The following is a 24,662-nucleotide window of genomic DNA, read 5'->3' on the forward strand; positions in this document are numbered from 1 at the left end:
CTAGCTGCGCTCTTCGATGACGCCGCACGCGATGCGCGAGCCGGCGTCACCGGTCTTCAGGGTTTCTTCCTTCGGTCCACCCGGGTACTTGTCGGCCGGGATGTTGCCGAAGTTGTCGGGCTTCTCGTGGATCATGATGGCCTTGCCGAAGACCTGATCCAGCTTCACCGCGTCGGTGGTCGTCACGGTACGACCGGTGTGGTCTTCGAGGATGTTGATCGAGACCAGGTCACCGCTTGCGGGGTGGCTGGTGCTGCCGTCGACCTGCAGGTGCCCACCGGCCGAGGTGAAGGCCTGTGCCCCACCGGAACCGGCGTCGCAGGTGCCGTTCTCGTGGATGTGCATGCCGTGGAAGCCTGCGGGTAGGTCACCGTCGGTGACACGCACGCTGACCGTGACCGGGCCGTCGCCCTGGGACTCGGCCGAGAAGGTGGCCTCGCCGACGACCTTGCCGGAGGTGTCCTTGATCTCGGCGGTCGCGACCTGACCGCTGGGCTCGTCGTCGACGTTGTCCGCGGCACCCGGGGGCAGCGGCTTGTCGGAGATCACCGGCGGTGTCGTGCCGGGGACATCCGTGGGGTTCTGGTCGGGGCTGCACCCGGCCAGGGCGACCCCGATCAGTCCCGCGGAAGCCAGCGCGGCGAGGGCGCGCGACGCGGTGAGTTTCGAACGTCCGGACATGTCACTCCTTGATCACTGTCACCGGGGCTTCGCCCGGCTGTGGGCGGTTCACTGGGCGTCGGCCCAACGGTGCGCGACGACTGCACTGCGCGCTGTTGAAGTTGTGCGAATGATTCGACGATAGTCCGGCCGCGTGCGTCACGATCCACTGACCGCGGTCACCACGATCACCGGGACCCCGCCCTTGCATCGGGTGAACGAGCTGGGACGCTCCTCGACCGAGACCGTGCCGCCCAGTGCCTTCGCAAGCTCGTCGGCCTGGGCCTTGTCGGAGTCCGAGTCGTAGAAGATCGTGTTCTCGCTGAAACCGCCGGCGGTGTAGTTGCCGGGCTGGGCCATCGTGTAGCCCTTCTCCTTCAGCAGGTCACTCACATCCGAGGCGAGTCCGGACACCTGACCGGCGTTGATCACGCACACCCGCTTCGTCGTCGACGACGCGGAGGTCGACGACGTGGTGGAGGCGGGTGTCGGGGTGGCGGTCGCGGTGGTCTCGGTGGCCTGGGGTTCGCTTCCCGAGGTCGCCGCGGAATGCCAGCCGAGCCCGATGAAGACGACGGCCACTGCGAAGAGCATCATCGCCCCCGCGCGCAGCGGCAGGCGATTGGGCTCACGGTCTGCATTCATCACCGACGACCTTAACGCACCTCGGGTGGCTGACCGGGGTCAGCGTCTCAGGTGATCTCGAAGCCCAGACGGCGCGCGGCGCGGGCCTTCTGGCGCGACGCACGGAGGCGGCGGAGTCGCTTGACGAGCATGGGATCCGCGGCCAGTGCCTCCGGCCGGTCGACCAGCGCGTTGAGCACCTGGTAGTACCGGGTCGCCGACAGGCCGAACAGTTCCTTGATGGCTTCTTCCTTGGCGCCGGCGTACTTCCACCACTGACGTTCGAAGGCCAGGATGTCGTGTTCTCGGCGCGACAGACCGTCCGCACCGACCTCGTGCGGGTCGGGCTGGGCTCCGTTGTCGGGGGTGGGTTGCTCGCCGTCGTTCTGGCTACGCGCGGTTGCGCCGTCCATCTCACTCCCTCACCGATAAACCTGATGACCCTCACACCGTCGCTGACGTGCACGGAACCGGCGGGCCGATCCAGACGGAACGAATCGGACATCGGCGGCACGGCGACGAATCACAACAGTGTGGTTCGCAGACAATCTAACCACGGTCAGGGCGTCCGATCGTGCTGTGACTCGCCACGACGCACGGCCGGTCCGCGACGCCGTACCCGGCGTCGTTGCGGCGCTCTGAGCAGCGTTAGGGTGATCGACATGGCGATTCTCCCGATCTGCATCGTGGGCGAGCCGGTGCTGCACCAGCCCACCTCCCCGGTCCCACTCGACGCGGACGGCCGTCCGTCGCCGGAGGTCATCACCCTCCTCGACGACATGTTCGAGACCATGGATGCCGCCCACGGCGTCGGACTGGCCGCCAACCAGGTCGGGGTCGGGTCACGCATGTTCGTCTACGACTGCCCCGACGGCGACCGCATGGCGACCCGACGCCGCGGCGAGGTGATCAACCCGGTCCTGGAGACCTCCGAGATCCCCGAGACCATGCCCGATCCCGACGACAACGACGAGGGTTGCTTGTCGGTGCCGGGCGAGCAGTTCCCCACCGGCCGCGCCGACTGGGCACGCGTCACCGGCGTCGACCGGACCGGCGCCGAGATCGTCATCGAGGGCAACGGCTTCTTCGCCCGGATGCTGCAGCACGAGGTCGGCCACCTCGACGGCTTCCTCTATGTCGACGTGCTCGTCGGCCGCAATGCGCGCGCCGCGAAGAAGGCCATCAAGCGCAACAAGTGGGGTGTCCCCGGACTGACCTGGCTGCCGGGCGCCGTCGCCGACCCGTTCGGGCACGACGACGATGACGACGACGACTGACCGCCACTGATCAGGCCACACCGGGCGACAGTGTCCCAGCTGCACACGACGAAGTCGGGCGCCGTGATCGGCGACCGGGTCGTCGTGCGCTATCTGCTGGGTGACTCGACGCCCGCAGACTGGCGCGGCAATCCCGATGCGGCGCAATCGGATGTCACCGGCGTCCTGCTCGACGACACCGATCCGCTTCGCCTCGAACGCGACGGCGAGGTGGTGTCGATCCCCGCTGCCACCGTCACCTCGGTGCGGCTCCTCTCGGCGACGCCGGTGCGTAACAAGGAGATCCGCGCCCTGGAGGGTGTCGCGGCACGATCCTGGCCGGGAGTGGAGACCGCGTGGATCGCCGGGTGGTTCGTCCGCGCCGGACACGGGTTCAGCCGCCGCGCGAACTCCGCGATCCCACTGGACATGTCGGCCCACCCGGACGCGACGACGCTCGCCCGGATCGCGCGGTGGTACGCCGAACGGGACCTGCCGCCCCTTCTCGCACTTCCCGAGCGCCTGGTGAAGGCCGCCACCGTCGGCGGCGTCCAGGACATCGAGGTGCAGATGCTCACCTGCGACGCGGCGCCGCTGACGGCACGGCTGGCCGGGTCCCGTTCCGACGCAGTTCGTCTATCCGACGAGCCGCATGCCGAATGGCTCGCCGCCTACACCGGGCACCGTGCCGGCGAAGACACCGACGTCGAGGACGCCACCGACGCCGTACGGCAGGTGGTGACCGCCGGCGACGGGCCGCCGGTCTTCGCCGCGATCCGCGACGAGTCATCGGCGGTCATCGCGATCGGCCGCGGCGTGGTCACCGAATCCCCGGACGGCCGACGGTGGTTGGGACTGTCGGCACTGTGGACCGACCCGGAACGACGCCGGAGGGGGTTGTCCTCGCAGATCCTCGCCGAGCTGGTGGCATGGGGCGCTCAGCAGGGCGCCGCTCGTGCGTACCTGCAGGTCGAGACGACAAACCGCCTCGCCGGCGCCTGGTACCGCCGACTCGGCTTCGGCCTGCACCACAGCTACCGGTACGTCACCCCCGACCCCGCACCCCAGGAACTCTGATGCCAAGCCGTTCACGCTCGACGCCGGCCGTTGCCCAACGCCGCCGGCAGGCGGTGATCACCGCGGCCGCCTTCGTCGTCATCGCGCTGGTGTTCGCGATCACCTGGTTCATCAACAGCGGCAGCGATTCCGGCGCCGACGAGTCGGTCACCGCGGGTTCGGCCTCGTCGAAGAGTTCGACCGTCCGGACGTCGGCCGGCAAGACCACTGCTGCCACGTCGACCACAGCCGAGTCGACGGCCCGCAACACAACTTCCGAGACCACGGCCCCGAAGTCGAGCAGGACGAGGACCTCCACGGCGAAGACGCCGGCACCCGCGGCGGCCCCCGCGCACGTCACGCGCACCCTCGCGCTCATCGACGCCGGCGAGTGGCCGGAGGCCGCCCGCGCACCGGGGACGAAGGGCGGGATCACCTTCCGTAACAACGAGCGTCGTCTGCCGGCCACGGATGCCGACGGCCGCCGTGTCGCATACCGGGAATGGGACGTCAACCCGAAGGAGCCCGGCCGCAGCCGGGACGCCGAGCGGATCGTCACCGGGAGCGACGGAACCGCCTGGTACACAGCCGATCACTACCGCTCGTTCATCCTGATTCGAGGACCGTCATGACCTCGCACGACGATTTCGGCAGTCGCCTCCGCCGTTTCCTCGACGGCGCGGGGAACGACGGCCCGGCGGTCGGACTCACGCTCTCCCCGGAGTTGCCCGACCTCGGTCCAGGCGTCCGCCTGCGCACCATCAGCGGCACCGCGGCGACCACCACCGGGGCCATGTACACCGCCTTCGCGCGCGTGTGGGACTTCCCCGATCACTTCGGCCGCAACCGAGATGCCTTCGACGACTGCATGCGCGATCTCGACGCCCCCGATGCCGACGGCCGCACTCCGGCTTCCATCGTCACCCACGTCACCCAGGCTCACCGCCTGCTCGACGAGGACGACGCGACCTTCACCTGGTTCGCCGACTCGATCGGCTTCTACCGCGATCACTATCGCGACCTGGGGCGGACTTTCGCACTGGTCCTGTCGACCTCCTCGTCACGCGCCTCGGCCGTACGCACGCGCTGGGACGGCGCCGGTGTGCCGGTCGCCGACCTCGACAGCATCGGGGAGTGCTGAATGCGGTTCGCCACGTGGAACGTCAACTCCATCCGCGCACGATCGGAATCGGTGGTCGAGTGGATGGAATCGGCCGATATCGACGTCCTCGCGATGCAGGAGACCAAGTGTCACGACGACGCTTTCCCGCTGATGAGCTTCCTTGCGTCCGGGTACGACGTCGCCCACGTCGGGCAGGGCGCCTACAACGGTGTGGCGATCGCATCGCGAATCGGACTCGACGCCGTCGAGATCGCCTTCGACGGGGTACCCACGTATCCGGTCGACAACCAGCCGATCCGTGAGGCCCGCGCGATCTCGGCGGTGTGCGCGGGAATCCGGGTGTGGAGCCTGTACGTGCCCAACGGGCGGACACCCGAGGACCCGCACTACGAGTACAAGCTCCGTTGGCTCGACGCCCTCGGTGACCACATCGCGTTGCGTCTGGCCCACGACCCCGCCGCCGAGATGATGCTGGCCGGCGACTGGAACGTCGCGCAGACCGACGACGACGTCTGGGATCGCACGTACTTCGAGGGACGCACCCACGTCACGCCACCGGAACGCGCTGCGGTGCAGCGGTTCCTGGACGGCGGCCTGGTCGACTCCGCCCTCCCCTATGCCCCGGGCTACACGTTCTGGGATTACACGCAGTTGCGGTTCCCCCGCAACGAGGGCATGCGCATCGACTACGCGTTCTGCTCACCTGCACTCGACACGCGTGTCATGGGCGCGCACATCGACCGCGAGGCGCGGAAACGCAAGGGCGCCAGCGATCACGCGCCGGTCGTCTTCGACCTCGGATAACCCGCTCCCTGAGGAGCGAGCTTGCGAGCGTCTCGAAGGGTCAGGCGAAGGACTTGCCCGGAATCCAGTAGGCCTGTGCCTTCACCGACTTCTTGGGGATGCCGTACTCGTCCTTCAGCGACGCCGCGACCGCACGGGTGCTCACCGAATCGAGTGCGACCCAACCGAAGTGGTCGCCCGCGGCGAATGCCGAGGACCGCACCGCGTCGACGAGGGCGACGCCGTCGTGTTCACGCGCGATCCAGTGGATGGTGTCATGTGCGCGGGCCCGCACCGGCAGGGCCTTGTCGCTCTCGTGCTGGTACTCCAACCACAACGTCGCGGGCGTCTCCGGTCTGCCGGAGGCACCGATCGCGTCGAGCAGCGAGTTGATCGCCGGGAGCGAGGCCGGGTCGCCGGCGATGATCCAGCCGCGGACCTCGTCGCCGGGCATCGTGAACTTGGAACCCATCACGGTGGCGGTGATCGTGTCCCCGACCCGCGCGTGCTGAGCCCAGCGGGCCGCGATGCCGTTGTGGAGGGCGAACTCGATGCCGAAGGTGTCGGCTGCGGGATCGGCGTCGACCAGGGTGTAGCCGCGCTGGTGGAGTTTGCCCGCGTCGTCGAACCACATCCGGATCCACATAGTGGGGTGCAGTGCCCGCTTCGCCAGAAGACCGCCGCCGGTGAACGTCAGGCGCACATAGTGATCGGTGACGACCTGGGTGCCGGTCACGGTCAGCTCGAAGTCGTCGCCGCCGAGGAGTTTGAGGACGGCGCCCTGCCAGCCGCGGCCCTTCGTCGCGACTTGACTCACTTCTGTCCGATGGTTTCGAACGCCCCGTCCTCGACCATCTGCCGGGTCTCGAGGCGACGGATCTTGCCCGACGTGGTGCGCGGAACCGCGTCGGGTGCCACGAAGATCACCTCGGCGGGCATGATCCCGCACGCCGACGCCACCTCCGAGTTGACCTCGGCGCGAGCCTTGTCCGGGTCCGAACCCTTGTACTCGGCGAGGATCACCAGACCCGGGCGCGACGAGCCCTCACCGCGGGCCATCGCGACCACACCGCCCCGGCGCACGCCCGCGACCTCCGCGGCGGCACGCTCGATCTCGATCGGGAACAGGTTGCGGCCGGCGACGATGATGACCTCTTTGGCGCGTCCACAGATGACCAGTCGGTCGTCGATCAGGTAACCGAGGTCTCCGGTGGCGAACCATTCCCCCGCACCGAGGTCGGGGCCGCCGAGATAACCGCGCATCATCGAGGTACCCCGGATCTCAACGTGCCCGACCGAACGCCCGTCGATGACCGGAACGTCCACATTCGGTTCGACGATCCGAACCTGCATGCCGCCCAGCGGCTTTCCGAGGAGCGCGTATCGCCGGCGGATGGGTTCGCCACCGCCGGGCGGGGTCACGGTGACCTCGTCGTAGTGCGCGCCCTCGCCGACCGCGGGCATCGTGACGGCACAGGCGGATTCGGCCATACCGTAGGCGGGTGCGGCGGCCGAAGGCTCGAAGCCGAACGGCGCCGTGGCCTCCAGGAACTTGTCGAAGGCGTCGGCGTCGATGGGTTCGCCGCCGCTGATCGCGACACGGAGGTTCGACAGGTCGATGTCGCGCAGGAGCTTTCCGTAGCGTCCGAGGATGTCGTAGGCGAAGTTCGGGGCGGCGGTGACGGTGGCCTTCGTCTCGGTCAGCCACTGCATCCACTTGAACGGCGCGGCCGCGAAGGCCGTGTTCGGCACCACGTAGGCGGGGATGCCCGTCGTCATTCCGGCGAGGAGGAACATCAGTCCCATGTCGTGGTAGAGCGGCAACCAGGTGAACCCGGTGTCGCGGGTGCGGTGCATACCCAGGCGGCTCACCAATTCGATGGCGTTGGAGTACACCGCCGACGCCGTGAGGACCGCGGTCTTCGGATCACCGGTCGATCCGGCGGTGCCCTGCAGGACCGCGACGCTGTTGGGGTTGACATTGCGGGCGACGAAGCCGCTGGTGTCGGCGGCGATCCCGTATTCGGCGACCCTAGCGATGCGGAGCTGCCCGTCGACCTTGGTGAGCAGATCGAGCTGGGAGCCGCTCCCGAGGACGGTGCCGACGCCGATCGAGACGAATCGCCTGTAGGTGGTCTCCGCCCAGCGGCTCTCGTCGGCTCCGCGGATGGGTCCGGGCAGGATGCTCACCGGAACGCCGGCGAGCCATGCGCCCTGGATCGCAGCGATGAGGTCGACCGTGGGATCGCCGATGAGACCGACGGCGAGCGGCTCGTGCAGGTCACTGTCGGCGAGGAGCTGCACCGCGATCTGTTCGGCGCGCGCGTGAACCTCGCGCCAGGGCGCGATCACCCATTCGCCGGATTCGGAGTCGAGCACGGACAGCGTGGTGTCCCCGGCCAGCATCGCCTCGCGGACGGTCGCCGCGAGGGTGTTGGTCGAGCCTGTTTCCTCCAGAACCACGCTGCTCTGCGACATGTTCGTTCCCCGTTCTCGCCGACCGCGTGTGTCGGCTGTCGTGTTCGTGTGGATGCGTCCGGTTCGCATGTATCGCGCGGGTCGCGGCGCCCGGTGTCGGCCCGCCACCCTTGGATAGGTTAGCCTAAACTTCATAGCGCACAAGAGCCCGTCCACCGTCGATGGCGGCGTGATTCAGATCATCTGGCCAGACGACGGTCCGCAACTTAGGCTTACCTAAGTCTAGTGCCCGGAGCGGGCGTTTCGTACAGCGACTAGTTAGTATAACCTACCCTAAATTGGGCAGAGTGCTCGAGTGAAAGACGTTTCCGACCCGCGAGAGGCAATCGGCTGATGGCCACGAATCCTGAGATGACTCCCCCCATCGCGGACCTCGTCAGCCCCGCCGACATCCGGGCCCAGGTCGCTGCCGCCCTCGGCGTCACACCTGAGTCCCTCGACCCCACCGGAGACCTCATCGCCCAGGGCCTCGACTCCCTGCGCATGATGCGACTGGCCGGCACCTGGCGCAAACGCGGCATCGACATCGACTTCGCCCGCCTCGCCGCCTCCCCCACCCTCGACGCCTGGACCGCGCTCCTCGGCGGACCGTCGACTCCCGCGGAGATGAGCGCATCGCCGGAGAACGTCGATCCCACAGCACCTTTCCCACTGGCGCCGATGCAGCACGCCTATTGGATCGGACGGTCCGACAGCCATGCGTTCGGCAATGTGGCCGCGCACCTCTACATCGAGTTCGACGGCCACGGCCTCGATCCCGACCGCTTCACCACCGCCATGGGTGAGCTGATGGAGCGTCATCCGATGCTGCGGGTCCGTGTGCTCCCCGACGGCACGCAGGTCGTCGGGCCCGCACACCCGGACGCGATCGCCGTTCACGATCTGCGCAGCCAGTCGGCCGAGATGGTCGAGAAGATACTCGCCGAAACGCGTTCCCACGGAACGCATCGCACCCTGCCCGTCGAAGAGGGCGCGGTCATCCGCGCGGAACTGAGTCTGCTGCCCGACGGGTCCACCCGCGTGCACCTCGACGTCGACATGATCGCGGCCGACGCCATGAGCTACCGCGTCCTCGTCGACGACTTCGCTCGCCTCTACCGCGGGGAGACCCTGCCCGAACTGGGTGTCACCTTCGCGACGATCACCGCCGACCGAACCTCCCGCGAGATCCGCGACGAAGACCTCGCCTGGTGGCGGGAGCGCATCCCGCACCTGCCCGGACCGCCGGAACTCCCGCTCGACGACCGCGCCGCCCGCGGCGAGGTGGAGCCGCGCAGCGTCCGCTTGCACCATTCGGTCTCGGCCTCGGAATGGAAGCGTCTCGAGGAGCACGCCCATCGTCGAGGTGTGACCCCCGCGGCCGCGGTGGCGGCGGTCTTCGCCGAGGCGGTCGGCACCCATGCGGCGAATTCCCGTTTCCTGCTGACCGTTCCGCTGTTCGATCGTCCCCGGATCCATGCCGACGTCGAGCGTGTGGTCGGCGACTTCACCTCGTCGATCCTCGTCGAGGCCGACCTGAGCGAATCGGCAACGCTCGCCGAGCGTGCACGCCAGATGCGCTCGGCGATGCACGATGCCGCTGCTCACGGATCGATGAGCGGTCTCGACGTCCTCCGCGAACTCGGCCGAGCCCGAGGCGAATCCGTCATCTCGCCGGTCGTGTTCACCAGCGCGCTCGGGCTCGGCGACCTGTTCTCCCCTCAGGCGACCGACGTCCTCGGCGACCCCGCCTGGATCGTGTCGCAGGGGCCCCAGGTGCTGCTCGACGCCCAGGTCACCGAGATCGCCGGGGGACTGCTCCTGAACTGGGACGTCCGGGTGTCCGACCTCGACGAGTCCACTGCCCGCGCGATGTTCGACTACTACGTCCGGCTTCTCGGTCTCCTCGTCGACGGCGAATGGGATGTCCCGGCACCCGACCCGGTCGCCGATGACGTCCGTGCACAGCGACTTTCGGTCGAGCGACCGCTGCCCGACACCGACACCTTCGACGGGACACTGCACGGCACGATCTTCGGTCGCGCGGCGCAACGGCCGACGACCCCGGCGGTCACCACCGATTCCCGGACGTGGACGCACGGCGAACTCACCGACGAGGCACTTCGGGTGGCGGGCGCACTCGCCGCCGCGGGCGTCTGCACCGGCGACACCGTCGTCGTCAACCTGCCCAAGGGTGGCGACCAGGTCGTCGCCGCGCTCGCCGTCCTGGCCGTGGGCGCCGCCTACGTGCCGATCGCGCCGACGCAGCCCGCGACCCGACGAGACCGCATCGTCTCCATCGCCGGACCACGCGCCGTGCTCACCGCCGATGTCGACGCCTGGACGGAGTCCAACGGCCCCACCGTCATCGACCTCGACGCGGCACGCACCTCAGCACCGGTCGACCCGGTGGAGGTCACCGGCGAGGAGTTGGCCTACATCCTGTTCACGTCCGGATCGACGGGACTGCCCAAGGGCGTCCAGGTCCCCCATCGCGCCGCGGTGGCCACCATCTCCGACCTCGTCGACCGTTACTCGATCGACGCCCGTGACCGCAGCCTGCAGGTCTCCTCGCTCGAGTTCGACCTCTCCGTCTTCGACATCTTCGGTCTCCTCGCGGTCGGCGGCGCCGTCGTCGTACCCGGCGACGACGAACGCACCAAGGTCGATGACTGGGTGCGACTCCTCGCCGAACACTCGGTGTCCGTGCTCAACTGCGTGCCGTCGATCCTCGGGATGATCCTCGACATCGATTCACTGCCGCCATCGATGCGGATGATCATCATGGGCGGCGACAAGGTCGACGTCTCGCTGCTCGAACGAGTCGCCACACAACTGCCCGACTGCCGCGTCGCCGGACTGGGCGGTACCACCGAGACCGCCATCCACTCCACCATCTGCGAGGCGGACGACGTCCCGGCCGGAATGGCGTTCGTGCCCTACGGTGTTCCGCTGCGCGGCGTTCGCTGCCGAGTCGTCGACGAGACCGGCCGCGATCGGCCCGACCTCGTCCCCGGCGAACTGTGGATCGGTGGCGCCGGCGTCGCCGACGGTTATCGTGGCGATCCCGAGCGCACCGCCGATCGTTTCGTTCATCACGACGGCGAGAAGTGGTATCGCACAGGCGATCTCGCCCGGTACCTACCCGGCGGTTTCCTCGACTTCCTCGGCCGCGCCGACCACATGGTGAAGGTCCGCGGCTATCGCGTGGAGCTAGGCGAGGTCGAAGCAGGCCTGCTCGCTCTCGACGAGGTCGCGTCGGCGGTCGCCTGGTCCGACGGCCGGGATCTTCAAGCCGCGGTCGTTGCCGCCGGAACGGTCATCGACGAGAACGCGATCCGGGACCGTCTGTCCGAGTCCCTTCCGCCGCACATGATCCCGCGGACTGTCACCGTCCTCGACGCGTTGCCGTTGACCGCGAACGGGAAGTACGACCGCAAGGCCCTGGCGGCACTCGTCGACACCGCCGAGGGCGGCCCACAGGTCGTCGCACCGCGCACCCCGCTCGAGGAGGCGCTCGTCGTGATCTTCTCCGAGGTGCTGCCCGTCCGGCCGATCGGCGTCACCGAGGACTTCATCTCACTCGGCGGTGACTCGGTGCAGGCCACCCGACTCGTGGCCCTGTCCCGCACCTGGCTCGACGCCCCGCGACTGTCGGTCGCCGACATCTTCGGTCACCGGACGATCGCGGGTCTCGCCGAGCGGCTCACCGCCCTCGAAGGCACCCGGGTCGAGCGGGTCGCCGCGATCCTCCTCGACGTCGTGGCCCTCTCCGACCAACAGGTGGATGCCGAACTCGCCGGCACCTGACGCATCCAGCAGGCCCGCTTCCACCAGACACCCCGACAGCAAAGGCATCATGACCACTTCATCGGCACCCACGTACGACCTGCACTCGGTCGATCTCGACGACGTGTCGCACGCCATCACGGTCCACGGGTGGCTGACCCATCCCAAGGCCAAGTACTGGGACATGCTGGAGAGCTCCGTCGCGGACGTGGAGAAGATGATCCGGGACACCGCGGCGGCAACGGCCGGTACGCCCTACGGCATGCGCCTGGGCTACCACGACGGGCGGCCGCAGTTCCTGTTCGAACTGTACGATCCGCAGACCAGCGAACTCGCCGACCCCGCAAGCGGTTACGTCCACGCCGAGGGCGACATCGGGATGCATCTGCTCGTGGCCCACTCCGAGCAGGCCCTGCCCGGCTTCACCGGCACGGTGATGCTGCACATCATGCGGACGGCGATCCTCGAGGTCGGCGCCGCGCGGGTGGTCGTCGAACCCGACGTCCGCAACACCGCGGTGCACCGCCTCAACGCGAGCGTCGGCTTCCGGGTCGACGGCGACTACCCGGTCGGCAACAAGACCGCACACCTGAGCTACTGCACGCGAGACGACTTCCTCCGCGTCACCGCCGGCGGCACCAGTGTCGGCGCCGTCGAGGTTACGGACCTGGGAGCGTAGCCCGTTGACGATCGAACAGATCCGTCCCGCACGGACCGGGCAGACGGACACCGTGTCGTATCGGCAGGTGTATCACCGCAGGATCGCGCGGAAGATCCTGGCCGAGTTCTCCCACGAACGCGCCTTGAGTCCGGTCGAGACCGGCCCGGGTCGCTACGTGGTCGGTTCCGCCGACGGCCGCACCGACTATCACTTCCGTGCCGAGGTCCTGTCCCTGGAGAACTGGGCGATCGAGGAGTCCTCGTTGCGCCGGGTGCGCGATGGGGAGGAACTGCCCGTCGACGCCGTCGCGCTGGTCGTCGACCTCGCCCCGATGCTCGGCATCGGCCCGCAGGCGCTGCCGGAGTACCTCGAGGAGTTCATCAGCACTCTCGCGATCAGTGCCGACCGGCCTGACGAACGACGCATCACCGCAGCCGATCTCGCGCACGCGGACTTCCAGACCATCGAGAGGACGATGACCGAGGGTCACCCGTGCATCGTGGCGAACGCCGGGCGCCTCGGCTTCAGCGCCGACGACATCGACCGTTACGCACCGGAGGTCGGCAACCACTTCCGGCTCGTCTGGGTCGCCGCCCGCCGTGAGGACTGCGACGTGGCGACGGTGAGCGGCGTCGACTACGACGCCATGCTCGTCGACGAACTCGGCGCCGACACCCTGGCGGAGTTCGATACAGTGCTTCGCGAATCCGGTTGTGATCCCGACGATTACCGCTATCTGCCCGTTCATCCGTGGCAGTGGACGGAGAAGGTCCGGAAGCTCTACTCGGCCGATCTCGCCGACCGCCGCATCGTGTTCGTGGGCGAGAGCCCCGATCTGTACCAGGCGCAGCAGTCGATCCGCACGGTCTTCAACGCGACTACGCCCACCCGTCACTACGTGAAGGGCGCCCTGTCGATCGTGAACATGGGCTTCACCCGGGGCATGTCGGCGGACTACATGCGCACCACCCCGCTGATCAACAACTGGGTCCGCGGACTCGTCGCCGACGACCCGTATCTCGCCGCAATCGGCTTCGAGATGATCTTCGAGGTCGCCGCCATCGGTTACCGCAGTCCCACCTTCACCCCGATCACCCAGCCGGGGTCGGAGTACCGCAAGATCCTCTCGGCGCTGTGGCGCCAGAGTCCGGTCACACTGGTGCGTGGCGGCGAGCAGCTCTCCACCATGGCCGCGCTCCTGCACGTCGACCACCACGGCGACCCACTGGTGGGCGCATTCATCGCGCGGTCGGGGATACCGGCCGCCGAATGGATCCGGCGCTACCTGCGCACATACCTCCACCCGATCGCCTACCTGCTGTACCGGTACGAGCTGAAGTTCTCCCCCCACGGCGAGAACCTGATCCTCGTTCTCGACGAAGGGGTTCCGGTCCGCGCGATCCTCAAGGACATCGGCGAGGAGGTGTCGGTCTTCGGCGAGCCGGAGGATTTGCCGGAGAGCTGCGCTCGCGTCCTCACCACCGAGCCCGACGAGATCCGCAACCTCGGCGTGCTCTCGGACGTCTTCGACGACTACCTGCGTCCGCTGGCGGATGTCCTCCACACCCACCGACTCGTGACCGACGAGGAGTTGTGGGACCTGGTGGCCGACAGTCTGCGCGAGTTCGTCGACACGCATCCCGATCTTGCCGACCAGTTCGCGAAATGGGATCTCTTCGCACCGGAGTTCGGCGCGGTACACATGAACGGCCTGCAGCTGCGGAACAACAAGCGCATGGTCGACATCGAGGACTCCTACGCATCCCTCGTCGACGCCGGACACCGGCTCGTCAATCCCGTCGCCGAACGGGGACGCCAGTGACCGTCACGACCCCGGCACCCGACACGTCCCCCGCGGAGATCCTGCGCGACGCGCACGGCATCCCGCATGTTCTGGCCGTCACACCGGCCGACGCGCTGTACGGACAGGGCCGCGCCTGCGGGCAGGACCGCCGCTGGCAGATCGAGTTCATGCGTCTGCGCGCCGAGGGGCGTACCGCCGAGGTGTTCGGCGAATCCTGCGTCGAATGGGACACCTTCGCGCGGCGCGCCCGGCTCGACGCGGTTGCCGAGCAGATGTACCACGCGTCGTCCGACCGCACCCGACGCCTGCTACGCGCCTATGCCGACGGCGTGAACAGCACCCTTGCCGAGACCGCGCCGCCCGCACCGGAACTCGCCGCACTCGACCACGAGCCGGAACCGTGGCGGCCGTGGACCCCGATCTCGGTCTTCATCATGCACCACGTTCTGTTCGGCCGGTTCACGACGAAACTGTTCCGGCTGCACGCCTGCCGCGCGACCGGGTCGGATGCGCTGCGGTTCTGGGCATTCGAGGGCAGCGAGCACGATCCGACCGTGCCGCCGATGCCGGACCAACAGTTCTTGCGCGAGATCCTCGACCTCACGCGGCCCACGCCTGCCGCGGGTTCCCCCGTCGGTGAGACCGTCAACCTGGGTGATCCGATGTCGGGCAGCAACGCATGGGGGGTGTCCGCCGCCCGCAGCACGACCGGGTCCCCGATCGTGGCCGGCGATCCCCACAGGTTCCTCGAGCTGCCCGGCATCTACGAGCAGTTCCATCTCGCCTCGACCGATCCGGCACAGTCCTTCGACGTGGTGGGCTTCGCCTTCGCCGGTGTCCCCGGCGTTCCACACTTCGCGCAGGGCCCCGAGATCGCCTGGGGCATCACGAATGCGATGGCCGACTACCAGGACCTCTACGTCGAGCGGTTGACCCGCGACGAGGACGGGACACTTCTCGTCGAGGTGCCCGGCGGACACCGCGTCCCGGCGACCGTCCACACCGAGCAGATCGCCGTCCGCGACTCCGCATTTGTTGCCGTCGAGGTGATCACCACCCACAACGGTGCCGTCGTCTTCGGCGGTCCGGACGAGCCGTTCGCGATGAGCCTGCGGTCGCCGCTGCTCTCCGAGGACGTCACCTTCGACGCCCCACTCGACCTCCTGTTCGCCCGCTCGGTCTCCGACGTCGAAGCCGCACTGTCGTCGTGGGTCGAACCGGTGAACCGCGCCGTCATCGCGCACCGCGACGGGACCACGGTCACCCACGTGGCCGGCCGCGTTCCCGTCCGCGCCCCGGAGAACTACTGGCTCCCTGTTCCCGGCTGGGACGAGCGCTACCAGTGGAAGGGCTACGAAGCCGGTTCGCTCGGCGACCCGGGCTTCGATCCGAAAGTCGCCGACGGCGGTGTGAGTGTGACCGCGAACCAACGGATTTCCGCGGTTCCTGCGCTGCAACCGATCACGACGGAGTGTGTGGAGGCGTTCCGCGCCGATCGGATCACCACCCGCCTCGATGCTCTCGACACTGTCGATCCCGAGGATTGCGCCGACATCCACCGCGACGTCGTCCTCGACCAGGCCGCGGTGGTCCAGCAACTCCTCGCCCGGGTCGTGGGCAATTCCCCGGCCGCCGAGGGCATCCGGCAGCGCATCCTGGCCTGGGACCGCACCATGGCTGCCGACAGCACCGACGCCTTCCTGTTCGCCGAGGTCCGCAGCCAGCTCGTACTCGGCGTCGCGCGCACCGATGCCCTTGCGCCACTGCGCGGTCCGCACGGCTTCCCCGCCGTGTTCCAGCCGTGGTTCGTCCCGGAACCCCGCCTCGCGACCGCGATCACGACGATGATCGCCAACTGCACACTGATCGGGATCGACATCGACGAGGTCGCAGCCGCCGCGCTCGACGCCGTCGTCGCCCGCACCGAGACGATCGGACACGTCCCCGACTGGGGCACCGTGCATGTGCTCGCCCCGATCCACGGGTTCGATCTCGTCGGCGCGTCGCCTCGCCATCCGGAGCTGTTCGCGACGCTGCGACCCACCCCCCTGCCCCTTGCCGGGGATTCGGAGTGCGTGTTCGCCAACGCATCTGCGGTCGGCACCCACGTGTGCATCACCGGCTCCGCTGCCCGCTATGTCTGGGATCTCGCCGATCCGCACGCGAGCCGTTGGGTGGTGCCGCTCGGCGCTTCCGGCGACCCGGACTCCGAACACTTCCAGGACCAGGCCCGGTTGTGGGCCGACGGCCGGCTGATCCCTGTCGCCCGCGACTGGGCGGCCCTGCGCGCACAGGACGCCGAAGCCACCCACCAGACCACTTCGACCGCCACTCCCACTGCCACTCCGACGAAGGGGGAATCGTGCCCACGTTGACCGAAGCGCGACTCACACTGCTGCGCCGACGGATCGCGGAGTCCGGCGGGGCGCTGTCGGGTCCGGCCGATGAAACCCGGCCCGACACGCGCACCGAGACCCCGGCCTTGTTCGGACAGTTCGGGATCGCCGAGCGCCGGATGTGGAAGATCTACGAGCTCGACCCGGAATCGGTGTCCCACAACATCGGTCTCGTCCTGGAGTTCGGTGGCAGTCGCACCGTCGAATCCGTGGTCGCCGCGGCGGAACTGCTCGTCGAGCGTTTCGAGGTGCTGCGGTCGGTCGTCGAGGTCGACGACGCGGATGTGCCCCATCGTGTTCAGGTGCAGCGAGAAGGCCAGTGGGACACCGAGCATTCGGTATGGTCCTGGGGCTTCGAGGATGTCGCGGACGAGTCGGCCGACACCGACCCGGCAGAAATCGACCCAGCAGAAATCGACACCGTGGCAACGCGGATGACGCGTACACCATTCGACCTGTTCTCCGAGGTGCCGTTGCGCCTGCGTGTGTCGGGACGGGACGGAGAGGTGACGATGATCCTGGTCGTCCATCACCTCGCGGTCGACGACACCTCCTGGCCACTGCTGCTGGGCACGCTCGTGTCGGGCGAATGGGCGGGGGACGCCGACGCCGATTCCCGCCCGGCAACCCCGGATGCCGCCGCCGCGACCGAGGCTGCCGAGTCCGCTGTGCGGCATGCGCTGTCGACCTGGGCCGCCGAGGACGTGCGTCACCCGCTCTCCGGCGAACTGCCCGCCGAGAGCGCCGCGGAGAGCTGGCTCTCCCCCATGGACGATCGTGCGGGCCTCAAAGTCGCCGCCCCGGTCGCCGACGAATCGCTGACCGCCTTCGACCGGGTCGCGCAGACGGTCGGCGCGACGCCGAATGCGCTGCTCATCGGCGTGTGCTCGCTGGCCGCCTACGCGCTGACCGGCGCATCCGACCATGTGCTCGTCGTCCCGGCCGACAATCGACGACGCTCGCAGTCGCCGCATCACATCGGCTACTGCGGCAACATCATCCCGATGCGTTTCCGCGTCGATCCGACCGCGACCGTCGAGCAGACCCTGCGCACCGCGGCCGCGGTGATCTACCGGGCGATGGAGCACTCCGGCACCGACTTCGGGCCGATCCTGACCGCACTCCGTCAGCAGGGCGGACGGTTCCCGATCATGGAGATCATGGCCTCGGTGCGGCCCGCTCCGCTGCGCGGCATCCCGCAACCCGACCACGCGCCGGTCACCTGTCGATCGGTGTTTAACGGCATCGCGAACTATCCGTTGTCGATCGCCTTCGAAGCCGACGACCACTCCACCCATGTGGAGGTCGACCACCAGCCCGGAATAGTTCCGGACCACATCGCCGTACGCTCCACCGGGGTGTTGACCGCACTCGTCGATCTCATCCCCGCCGCGCTGGACGGCACCGTCGCCGAACTCCTCGCGAACCTCGAGAGACGAGTCCCGGCGTGACGGAACGACACTCGCACAGCAACTCAGCACAGAACCGGACAACCACCGAAGATCCAGGGGGGAACTCAGTGACCGAAGACCGCGAGTCTACGTGGGGGGCTTCCCGTTTCGCCCGACCGGGACAGGGCTGGGCGAACATCGGTCGCGGTCTGACCGAAGCAGCGGAATCGGTCACCGACCACCACCACGGAGCGCCACTGCCCGCCGGGGATCCGGTGTCGGTACTCGCCGCGGTCAACGGCTCGCTGGGTGCACCCGGAATCCCCGAATCCGGGATCGGTGAGTCCGCGGCCCTGTCGCGGCTGGCGCGGCTCGTCGCCGAGTTCGGTCTCGACCTCACCCATCCGCTGACCACAGCTCATCTGCAGCCGGCACCCCTGTCGGTCGCGGTCGCCGCGGACGCGCTCGCGAGCGCCACCAACGCCTCGCTGGACACATACGATTCGGGGCCGGCGACCCTCGCCCTGGAGACCTGGACCGTGCAGTCGCTCGCCCGCATGGCCGGTTTCGGCGAACAGGCCGGCGGCGTCTTCAGTCCCGGCGGTTCCATCTCGAACATGCTTGCGCTCATGATCGCCCGCGATCACACCGCGGCCCGTCGTGGCGTCGACGTCCGCCAGGACGGTGTGGGCGCGCTGCGCCGGCCAGTGGTCTTCTGTTCGCGCGTCGCCCACTTCTCGGTGCACCGAGCGTGTGCCGCACTGGGTCTCGGCGAGTCCGCGGTCATCCCTGTTGAGGTCGACGCGCACCACCGGATGATCCCCGAGGCCTTGGAAAGGGCGATCCGACAGGCCGGCGAGGTCACCCCGCTCGCCATCGTCGCCACGGCCGGAACCACCGACTTCGGTACCGTCGACCCGCTGCCCGAGATCGCTGACATCGCCGAACGACACGAGATCTGGCTGCACGTCGACGCCGCCTACGGCTTCGGCACCCTGTTCTCCGATCGCCTGTCCGGACTCCTGAGAGGCGTCGACCGCGCGGACTCGGTGACCCTCGACCTGCACAAGGTCGGCTGGCAGCCGGCCGCCGCCAGCCTCATGCTGCTGTCCGATGCCGACCGCTTCGTGTCACTGAACCGTTCGGTCGCCTACCTCAACCCGGACGACGACGTCGAGGCAGGCTACAGCGGTCTGCTCGGCCAGACCCTGCAGACGACTCGTCGTCCCGACGTGCTCAAGGTCGCGGCCACGCTCTTGGCGTACGGACGCCGCGAACTCGGCGGGATGCTCGAGCGGTGCAACGACCTCGCGGTGTACGCCGAACAGCGCGTCGCCACCGAACTGCAACTCGAACTGATCGCCCCGGTCACGTTGACCACCATCGTCTTCCGCTACCGCTGCGCCGACCTCGACGCCGTCAACGGCGAATTGCGACGCCGTCTCATCACCGACGGCAAGGCCCTGATAGGGCGCACCCAGGTGCGGGTGCCCGGCCAGGACGAACCCCAGACCTGCCTGAAGCTGACCCTTCTGAATCCGGAGACCTCCGAGAGTGACATCGACGAGCTGTTCGACGAACTCCTGCGTCTCGCAATCGAAGTGGAGTCCGAGAGCACCTCGGTCGCCGGCGACCAGGCCCGCAGTGAAGAAATGGTGAGGGTATCGGAATGACCCGTGTAGAGAACGTGGATGTCCTGGCGATCGGCTGCGGTCCGTTCAACCTGGGGCTCGCCGCGCTGGCATCGACCGTCGATGACCTCGACGTGCTCGTCGTGGACTCCCGTGACGAGTTCCGCTGGCATCCGGGCCTCATGTTCGACGAGGCCCGACTCCAGGTGGGATTCTTGTCGGACCTGGTGACCCTGGTCGACCCGACGCATCCGATGTCGTTCCTGAACTACATGGCCGACACCGACCGAATGTACCGGTTCCTGGTGCGGGAGAACTTCTATCCCACCCGCATCGAGTACGAGGCGTACCTGCACTGGTGTATCGGTCGACTCGACACCCTGCGCTGGGGCACCACCGTCACCGAGGTCACATGGGACGACGAGGCCGACGCCTTCGCCGTCACGATCGTCTCCGGCGGCACCACCACGACCGTGATCGCGCGCCACGTCGTCGTCGGCGTCGGCACCGAACCGTTTGTGCCGCAGGCGTTGTCGTCGGGCTCCCCGGCGGTCGTCCACAGTTCCGACTACCTGTACCACCAGGACAAGGCCCATGCCGCGGACTCGGTGACCGTCATCGGTTCGGGACAGTCGGGCGCCGAGATCGTCATCGACCTGCTCGAGGCCAATCTCCGCGGCGGCCCGTCCGTCCGCTGGTGGACCCGTACGCCGTGGTTCGCCCCGCTCGACTTCACCAAGATGTCGCTCGAGATGACCACCCCGGCGTACATGGACTACTTCCAGAGTCTGCCGGAGGCGGCCCGCGATCGGATCCGCCCGCAACACTGGCAGTTCCACAAGGGCGTCTCCAGCGACACCCTCGAACGGGTGCACGAGCTGATGTACCAGCGGCAGCTGCGGGAGAAGCTCAACCCGGTCCAGTTGCGCATCTCCACCGAGGTCGACGGCATCGACACCCTTGCCGACGGCAAGCTCAGGGTCCGTGGGCGTCACCTCGACACCGGTACCCAACTCGCACACACCACCGACATGGTCATCGCGTGCACCGGCTACCAGCCCCGCCAGACCCCGTTCCTGGCCCCCATCGAGCCGCAGCTGCACCGTGATTCGCGCGGCCGCCTCGTCGTGGGCGCCGCGCATCAGGTGGAAACCGAGCCCGCGCTGACCAATCGGTTGTTCGTGGCGAACGCCGAGGAGCACGCCGTCGGCGTCTCGGCCCCCAACCTCGACATCGGCGCGGTCCGCAACGCCCGAATTCTCAACGCCGTCATGGGCCGCGAGGTGTATCGACTGCCGAAGGACACCGCTTTCACCAGCTTCGGGATCGACGACTCCGACGGCGTCGTCGGCTGAGGAGTTCCGCGAGCAACGACGGCCCGGCCCGCAGTGCGGGTCGGGCCGTTCTCCCGTTGAGGGTTGATCGGGTGCCCGGGTCGCTCCGAACGCGGACGGGCCGCAGGTGCCGACTCAACTCTTATCGTGCGGCCTCCGGGAGGCATCGCGATCAGCGGCACAGATCACACACACCAAGGTTCGTACCAGGATCTCCCAGCGCGAGCTGCGACCGTGATCTCGCGGCGACGGGGGTGACAGGGACCTCATCGCCCGAGGCGGCGCGGGGACTGCCGCCCGAGGTTATGCACCTGCGGGCGCCGGATGTTGTGGTGCAAGTTCAGGATCGGGACGGAACGAAGTGAGCTGTGTTCCCTCGAGATCGCTGACGAGCTGCTCGTACTGCCAGCGGTTGTATGCCAAGGGAGCCATGCTGATCCGCTTCGGGAGGCGGTGATAGAGGACGGGAAGTACGCGACAGATGATCGCGTACTCGATCCGGCGGACCTTGTTGAACGGAAAGCCGAAGACGTCGCGCACCTTGGGTCGACTGATGGCCATCCCGCACGTGATGGCCACCTCTCCTGCCACGCGTGAGATCAGCGGCCAGACGGGTCGCAGTGCGGTCGGCAGGTCCTCGGGGGCCGGCGGCGTCGCGAACAGCTTCCGCCCGACTTCGAGCATGTAGGTGTCCGTCAACTCGTTGTCCAGCAGGTCCTGGTAGTACTCCATCGCCTCGGCGTATGAGCGCGGCAGCCCGGATGACCTGCCAGAGAACGACAACGACCCCATCTTGTCCCAGACCACTCGGTAGAAGATCTCGTTGTCCTCATCGGTGAGGGGATCACCGGTGATAGGAGTGTACGAGTTCCGATACAGCAGAAACATGCTGAGGTACACCAGGTTCCAGGCTCGAGGCGAGTAGGCGCTGTACGGCCTGCCATCGCGGCCCTTTCCCTTGACCTCGCGATGAAGTGTCTTGAGGCGATCGAGGTGCCGGGCGTTGACCTCCGCGTCGCCCCACATTACGAGCTGCCCGGCCGCCAAGGTGCGCATGTTGCGCTCGAGTGGCCGGTTCTCGTACCGGCCGGTGGCCCACGTCGCGTCCGATACATCGTGCTGCATGCCCTGGTCGACGTATGCAGCCGCGAACAGTCCCACCAGCCGTGACCCGCAGAACCACCGAAACTGTTCATACCGTTTCTGTGCGTGTCCCTCGAGCGGCGGTCCGTCGACGGTGATATCGGTGGGAGACGCTGTGGAAATTGATTGTGCCATCTTCATTCTCCTCGGGAGCGGTGCCTGGTTGTCAGGTGGGCGTTCAGGGGATGAGCGGGTGCAGAATCACACGGACCATCCGTCGGATCGCATCGTCGTCCGTGGTCGGTAGGCCGATGTCGGGCGTCAACCAGACGCTGCCGATGAAGCGCAGCAAGACCTCGGCCGTGCCCGTCGTGTCGACGTCGACAGCGAGTTGTTCGGCGCAGTCGGAAATCCGATCGGTCAGCATGAGTAGCTGCAGTTGGGCGAGGTCGGGATCGCGATGGATTGCGACAGCCGTCCCGTCCTCCACGAGCCGGGTCCCGATCGGATGGGTCCGCGCAGTACGAACGGCAGCGACGATGATCTCCACCAAATGCTCACCCGGATGAGAGACAGCAGCGACAGTCTCCGCGAATCCCTCGACGATGCGAGCCAACTCGAACGAGAACGCCCGTCTGATCAGTTCGTCCTTGGACTCGAATCGACGGAATACCGTCGCTCGTCCCACCCCCGCACTTCGGGCGACGTCGGCCATCGTCAGTCGCGCGGTTCCGTAGAGCGCGATGCACCGAAGGGTCGACTCCAGGATGGCGCTGTCCACTGCGTCGCTTGTGGAGGGTGCGCTGGTCAGGCCCTCGATCACGAGTCGGGCATGTGGTGGGGTCGTGATACTCATGGTACGAGAAGAGTATCGTGCGTCTCATCGATCGCGCAGGTGTTTACGGAACCGGGTTTGCACACGAGATACCGCGGACGGGTGAGCCACCCTTCTCGCCGGCACGTGAACGCGTGAGGGCATCCGGGCCTCGTTCAGGCCACCTCCAACGTGGAGGCGACAGTCTCACGGTGACGTCGTCCGCCCCGAGGCCGGTCGGCGAGACGACACGGCCCGTCCCCGCATGGAGGGGACGGGCCGTCGTGTGTGTTGAGACCGGTTTCGATGGGACTCGTCGCAGGCTCTCGCCCACTCGGCCAGCGGAGGGATCAGCTCGTCGCAGCCTCGAAGCTCGGCTTGAGCAGGTCCAGCACGTACGGCACCGAGTTCGGCGTCGGTGCGTTGAGGCCGGTGATCTGCGACTGCGTCATGAACGTGACGGCACCGTTCTTGACGGCCTTCAGGTTCTTGTAACCCGGTAGCTTCTTGAGGGTTTCGGCCTGTTCCGGTGTCGCGGTGGCGACGACCAGTACGTCGGCGTCGAGCATCGGGATGTTCTCGGTGCTCAGTCCGAAGCGGGGGTTGCGGGTGCGCTGGTACTCGGCGACCAGCTTGGGCGCCATCTGCATCTTCAACTCGCTGAACAGCTTTGCCGCGCCGTCGTTCGGGTCGCCGAGGACCGACAGCTGGTCGTTGCCGTACATGAAGGCCAGCGCGTAGGTCTTGCCGGCGAGATCCGGGAACTCCTTGCCGACGGCGGCGACCTTCGCGTCGGTCTGGTCGATGATCTCGGTCGCCTTGTCCGGCTGGTGCAGCACGGTGCCCATGACGGTGACCATGTCCTGCCAGGGATCGATCTCCTGGCCGCTGATCGCGTTGACCGTCGGCGCGAGCTTGGCGATCTGCTCGAATTCCGGGCTGCCGGAGGCGAATCCGGGAGCGAAGATCAAGTCGGGGTCGAGCTTGGCGATCGTCGTCGCATCGTCGCCCTTGGTGGGGTCGATGAACGTCGAGTCGGCGAGCTTCTGGCCGTACCAGGGTTGCAGTTCGCCGGTCGCCGACTTGGAGTAGTCGTAGTAGCCGACCGGGGTCACGCCGAACGAGAGCGCCACGTCGGTCCACTGGTCACCCAGGGTCACGATGCGCTTCGGTGTCTCCGGGATCGTCACCGAGCGGCCGTCGGGCAGGTTCAGCTGCACCGATCCACCGGTCGAGTCATCCGAACTCGAACATCCGGCGAGGAGGCCGGCGGACATGAGCGCACCCGCGAGAAGCGCACCAAGACGAAGTCGTGTTTTCACGTCAGTTCTCCAGAACGGTCGGGGGTCAGAGCGAGCAGGGCAGCAGGACGAAGCTGGCGATGAGGCAGACGCTGCTGTTCGACAGCTTCCACTTGTCGCCGCTCCACACCCAGGTCATCGCACGATTCTGGCTGCCCCGGCCGACGACGCTGATCTGCAGCGGGGCGGTCATCTTGGTGCCGCTGACCTGCACCGGACCGACCATCTGGTAGCTGAGTCCGACGTTGCCGTAGGTGGTGATCGCCTGGGCGACGGCGTCGAGCTGACGCAGGGCGCGCTCGCCGCCCTGGAGTTCGGCGGCCCGTGCGGCGCGATTGCCGCGCGAGTTCATGACCGTCTTGACCTTCGTGTTGAGCTGACCGGGCGTCAGCGCGGTCGGGGCTGCGACAGCCTGCTGCTGGGACGGCGCGGCCGAGGTACCCGGCGCGGGAGCCGGTGCGGGCGCGGCGTCGGGGCCGGCGCCGACCGTGCCGCCGCT

Annotated in this window: 21 protein-coding genes; 12 read left to right on the plus strand and 9 right to left on the minus strand. The window is 67.9% G+C overall.

From position 1 onward, the window contains the following. The 3 genes from GOALK_RS07010 to napA form a co-directional block, all read right to left on the minus strand. Positions 1 to 681: a superoxide dismutase family protein gene (locus tag GOALK_RS07010; protein WP_006358105.1), complete on the minus strand. Its 681-nt coding sequence runs from the start codon at positions 679 to 681 to the stop codon at positions 1 to 3. A gap of 138 nt (positions 682 to 819) precedes the next feature. Then, the gene (locus GOALK_RS07015) at positions 820 to 1,305 is read right to left on the minus strand and encodes a LytR C-terminal domain-containing protein (RefSeq protein WP_006358106.1); all 486 of its coding nucleotides are present in this window, start codon (positions 1,303 to 1,305) and stop codon (positions 820 to 822) included. 47 nt (positions 1,306 to 1,352) lie between these two features. Continuing rightward, on the minus strand, positions 1,353 to 1,697 hold the full coding sequence (napA, locus tag GOALK_RS07020) for a nucleoid-associated protein NapA (RefSeq protein WP_006358107.1): 345 nt from the start codon (positions 1,695 to 1,697) through the stop codon (positions 1,353 to 1,355). A gap of 249 nt (positions 1,698 to 1,946) precedes the next feature. On the opposite strand from napA, the gene GOALK_RS07025 reads away from it, so the two are divergent. The 5 genes from GOALK_RS07025 to GOALK_RS07045 are packed head-to-tail and all read left to right on the plus strand — an operon-like array spanning position 1,947 to position 5,523. Beyond that, positions 1,947 to 2,561: a peptide deformylase gene (locus GOALK_RS07025; protein ID WP_006358108.1), complete on the plus strand. Its 615-nt coding sequence runs from the start codon at positions 1,947 to 1,949 to the stop codon at positions 2,559 to 2,561. A 30-nt stretch (positions 2,562 to 2,591) separates the two neighbouring features. Further along, complete coding sequence (locus GOALK_RS07030; RefSeq protein ID WP_006358109.1) at positions 2,592 to 3,617, plus strand: N-acetylglutamate synthase, CG3035 family; 1,026 nt, start codon at positions 2,592 to 2,594, stop codon at positions 3,615 to 3,617. After that, positions 3,617 to 4,228 (plus strand): guanyl-specific ribonuclease, encoded by a 612-nt coding sequence (locus GOALK_RS07035; protein WP_035755228.1) that lies wholly within the window; start codon positions 3,617 to 3,619, stop codon positions 4,226 to 4,228. The genes GOALK_RS07030 and GOALK_RS07035 overlap by 1 nt, the downstream gene beginning before the upstream one ends. Next, on the plus strand, positions 4,225 to 4,737 hold the full coding sequence (locus GOALK_RS07040) for a barstar family protein (protein WP_006358111.1): 513 nt from the start codon (positions 4,225 to 4,227) through the stop codon (positions 4,735 to 4,737). The genes GOALK_RS07035 and GOALK_RS07040 overlap by 4 nt, the downstream gene beginning before the upstream one ends. Further along, positions 4,738 to 5,523, plus strand: a complete 786-nt coding sequence (locus GOALK_RS07045) for an exodeoxyribonuclease III (protein WP_006358112.1) — start codon at positions 4,738 to 4,740, stop codon at positions 5,521 to 5,523. A 40-nt stretch (positions 5,524 to 5,563) separates the two neighbouring features. On the opposite strand, the gene GOALK_RS07050 is transcribed toward GOALK_RS07045, so the two are convergent. Together GOALK_RS07050 and mbtM are read right to left on the minus strand one after the other, a co-directional pair. Next, a complete protein-coding gene (locus GOALK_RS07050) occupies positions 5,564 to 6,319 on the minus strand; it encodes a siderophore-interacting protein (RefSeq protein WP_006358113.1) in 756 nt (251 codons plus the stop codon). Next, the gene (gene mbtM, locus GOALK_RS07055; protein ID WP_006358114.1) at positions 6,316 to 7,980 is read right to left on the minus strand and encodes a long-chain-fatty acid--ACP ligase MbtM; all 1,665 of its coding nucleotides are present in this window, start codon (positions 7,978 to 7,980) and stop codon (positions 6,316 to 6,318) included. Before mbtM ends, GOALK_RS07050 begins: the two co-directional genes overlap by 4 nt. 333 nt (positions 7,981 to 8,313) lie before the next feature. Here mbtM and GOALK_RS07060 point away from each other — a divergent pair, with 333 nt between their 5' ends. The 7 genes from GOALK_RS07060 (at position 8,314) to GOALK_RS07090 (ending at position 20,986) form a co-directional block, all read left to right on the plus strand. Then, entirely contained in the window at positions 8,314 to 11,769 is a 3,456-nt protein-coding gene (locus GOALK_RS07060; protein WP_006358115.1) for a non-ribosomal peptide synthetase, read from the plus strand. A gap of 49 nt (positions 11,770 to 11,818) precedes the next feature. Next, on the plus strand, positions 11,819 to 12,427 hold the full coding sequence (locus GOALK_RS07065; RefSeq protein WP_006358116.1) for a GNAT family N-acetyltransferase: 609 nt from the start codon (positions 11,819 to 11,821) through the stop codon (positions 12,425 to 12,427). A 4-nt stretch (positions 12,428 to 12,431) separates the two neighbouring features. Beyond that, positions 12,432 to 14,231 (plus strand): IucA/IucC family protein, encoded by a 1,800-nt coding sequence (locus tag GOALK_RS07070; RefSeq protein ID WP_006358117.1) that lies wholly within the window; start codon positions 12,432 to 12,434, stop codon positions 14,229 to 14,231. Further along, positions 14,228 to 16,588, plus strand: coding sequence for a penicillin acylase family protein (locus GOALK_RS07075; RefSeq protein ID WP_006358118.1), 2,361 nt, complete (start codon positions 14,228 to 14,230; stop codon positions 16,586 to 16,588). The genes GOALK_RS07070 and GOALK_RS07075 overlap by 4 nt, the downstream gene beginning before the upstream one ends. Then, on the plus strand, positions 16,576 to 18,060 hold the full coding sequence (locus GOALK_RS07080) for a condensation domain-containing protein (protein WP_006358119.1): 1,485 nt from the start codon (positions 16,576 to 16,578) through the stop codon (positions 18,058 to 18,060). Before GOALK_RS07075 ends, GOALK_RS07080 begins: the two co-directional genes overlap by 13 nt. A 68-nt stretch (positions 18,061 to 18,128) precedes the next feature. Then, entirely contained in the window at positions 18,129 to 19,673 is a 1,545-nt protein-coding gene (locus tag GOALK_RS07085; RefSeq protein ID WP_006358120.1) for a pyridoxal phosphate-dependent decarboxylase family protein, read from the plus strand. Next, positions 19,670 to 20,986, plus strand: a complete 1,317-nt coding sequence (locus tag GOALK_RS07090; protein ID WP_006358121.1) for a lysine N(6)-hydroxylase/L-ornithine N(5)-oxygenase family protein — start codon at positions 19,670 to 19,672, stop codon at positions 20,984 to 20,986. Before GOALK_RS07085 ends, GOALK_RS07090 begins: the two co-directional genes overlap by 4 nt. 282 nt (positions 20,987 to 21,268) lie before the next feature. Here the strand turns inward: GOALK_RS07090 and GOALK_RS07095 are convergent, their stop codons facing one another. The 4 genes from GOALK_RS07095 to GOALK_RS07110 form a co-directional block, all read right to left on the minus strand. Then, complete coding sequence (locus tag GOALK_RS07095) at positions 21,269 to 22,243, minus strand: oxygenase MpaB family protein (RefSeq protein WP_157139139.1); 975 nt, start codon at positions 22,241 to 22,243, stop codon at positions 21,269 to 21,271. A 43-nt stretch (positions 22,244 to 22,286) separates the two neighbouring features. Then, positions 22,287 to 22,904 (minus strand): TetR/AcrR family transcriptional regulator, encoded by a 618-nt coding sequence (locus tag GOALK_RS07100; RefSeq protein ID WP_035755234.1) that lies wholly within the window; start codon positions 22,902 to 22,904, stop codon positions 22,287 to 22,289. A 308-nt stretch (positions 22,905 to 23,212) separates the two neighbouring features. Further along, complete coding sequence (locus GOALK_RS07105) at positions 23,213 to 24,184, minus strand: ABC transporter substrate-binding protein (protein ID WP_035755237.1); 972 nt, start codon at positions 24,182 to 24,184, stop codon at positions 23,213 to 23,215. Positions 24,185 to 24,209: 25 nt separating this feature from the next. Further along, the coding region (locus tag GOALK_RS07110) for an MTB12 C-terminal domain-containing protein (RefSeq protein WP_006358125.1) at positions 24,210 to 24,662 on the minus strand (453 nt) is incomplete at its 5' end.

This window comes from Gordonia alkanivorans NBRC 16433 (assembly GCF_000225505.1).
In the GTDB taxonomy this organism is placed as follows: domain Bacteria; phylum Actinomycetota; class Actinomycetes; order Mycobacteriales; family Mycobacteriaceae; genus Gordonia; species Gordonia alkanivorans.

Excerpts from the sequence above, each read along its gene's own strand:
- GOALK_RS07010 (WP_006358105.1), bottom strand. The coding sequence starts at position 681 with ATGTCCGGACGTTCGAAACTCACCGCGTCGCGCGCCCTCGCCGCGCTG.
- GOALK_RS07015 (WP_006358106.1), bottom strand. The coding sequence starts at position 1,305 with ATGAATGCAGACCGTGAGCCCAATCGCCTGCCGCTGCGCGCGGGGGCG.
- napA (WP_006358107.1), bottom strand. The coding sequence starts at position 1,697 with ATGGACGGCGCAACCGCGCGTAGCCAGAACGACGGCGAGCAACCCACC.
- GOALK_RS07025 (WP_006358108.1), top strand. The coding sequence starts at position 1,947 with ATGGCGATTCTCCCGATCTGCATCGTGGGCGAGCCGGTGCTGCACCAG.
- GOALK_RS07035 (WP_035755228.1), top strand. The coding sequence starts at position 3,617 with ATGCCAAGCCGTTCACGCTCGACGCCGGCCGTTGCCCAACGCCGCCGG.
- GOALK_RS07040 (WP_006358111.1), top strand. The coding sequence starts at position 4,225 with ATGACCTCGCACGACGATTTCGGCAGTCGCCTCCGCCGTTTCCTCGAC.
- GOALK_RS07045 (WP_006358112.1), top strand. The coding sequence starts at position 4,738 with ATGCGGTTCGCCACGTGGAACGTCAACTCCATCCGCGCACGATCGGAA.
- mbtM (WP_006358114.1), bottom strand. The coding sequence starts at position 7,980 with ATGTCGCAGAGCAGCGTGGTTCTGGAGGAAACAGGCTCGACCAACACC.
- GOALK_RS07060 (WP_006358115.1), top strand. The coding sequence starts at position 8,314 with ATGGCCACGAATCCTGAGATGACTCCCCCCATCGCGGACCTCGTCAGC.
- GOALK_RS07065 (WP_006358116.1), top strand. The coding sequence starts at position 11,819 with ATGACCACTTCATCGGCACCCACGTACGACCTGCACTCGGTCGATCTC.
- GOALK_RS07090 (WP_006358121.1), top strand. The coding sequence starts at position 19,670 with ATGACCCGTGTAGAGAACGTGGATGTCCTGGCGATCGGCTGCGGTCCG.
- GOALK_RS07095 (WP_157139139.1), bottom strand. The coding sequence starts at position 22,243 with ATGGCACAATCAATTTCCACAGCGTCTCCCACCGATATCACCGTCGAC.
- GOALK_RS07100 (WP_035755234.1), bottom strand. The coding sequence starts at position 22,904 with ATGAGTATCACGACCCCACCACATGCCCGACTCGTGATCGAGGGCCTG.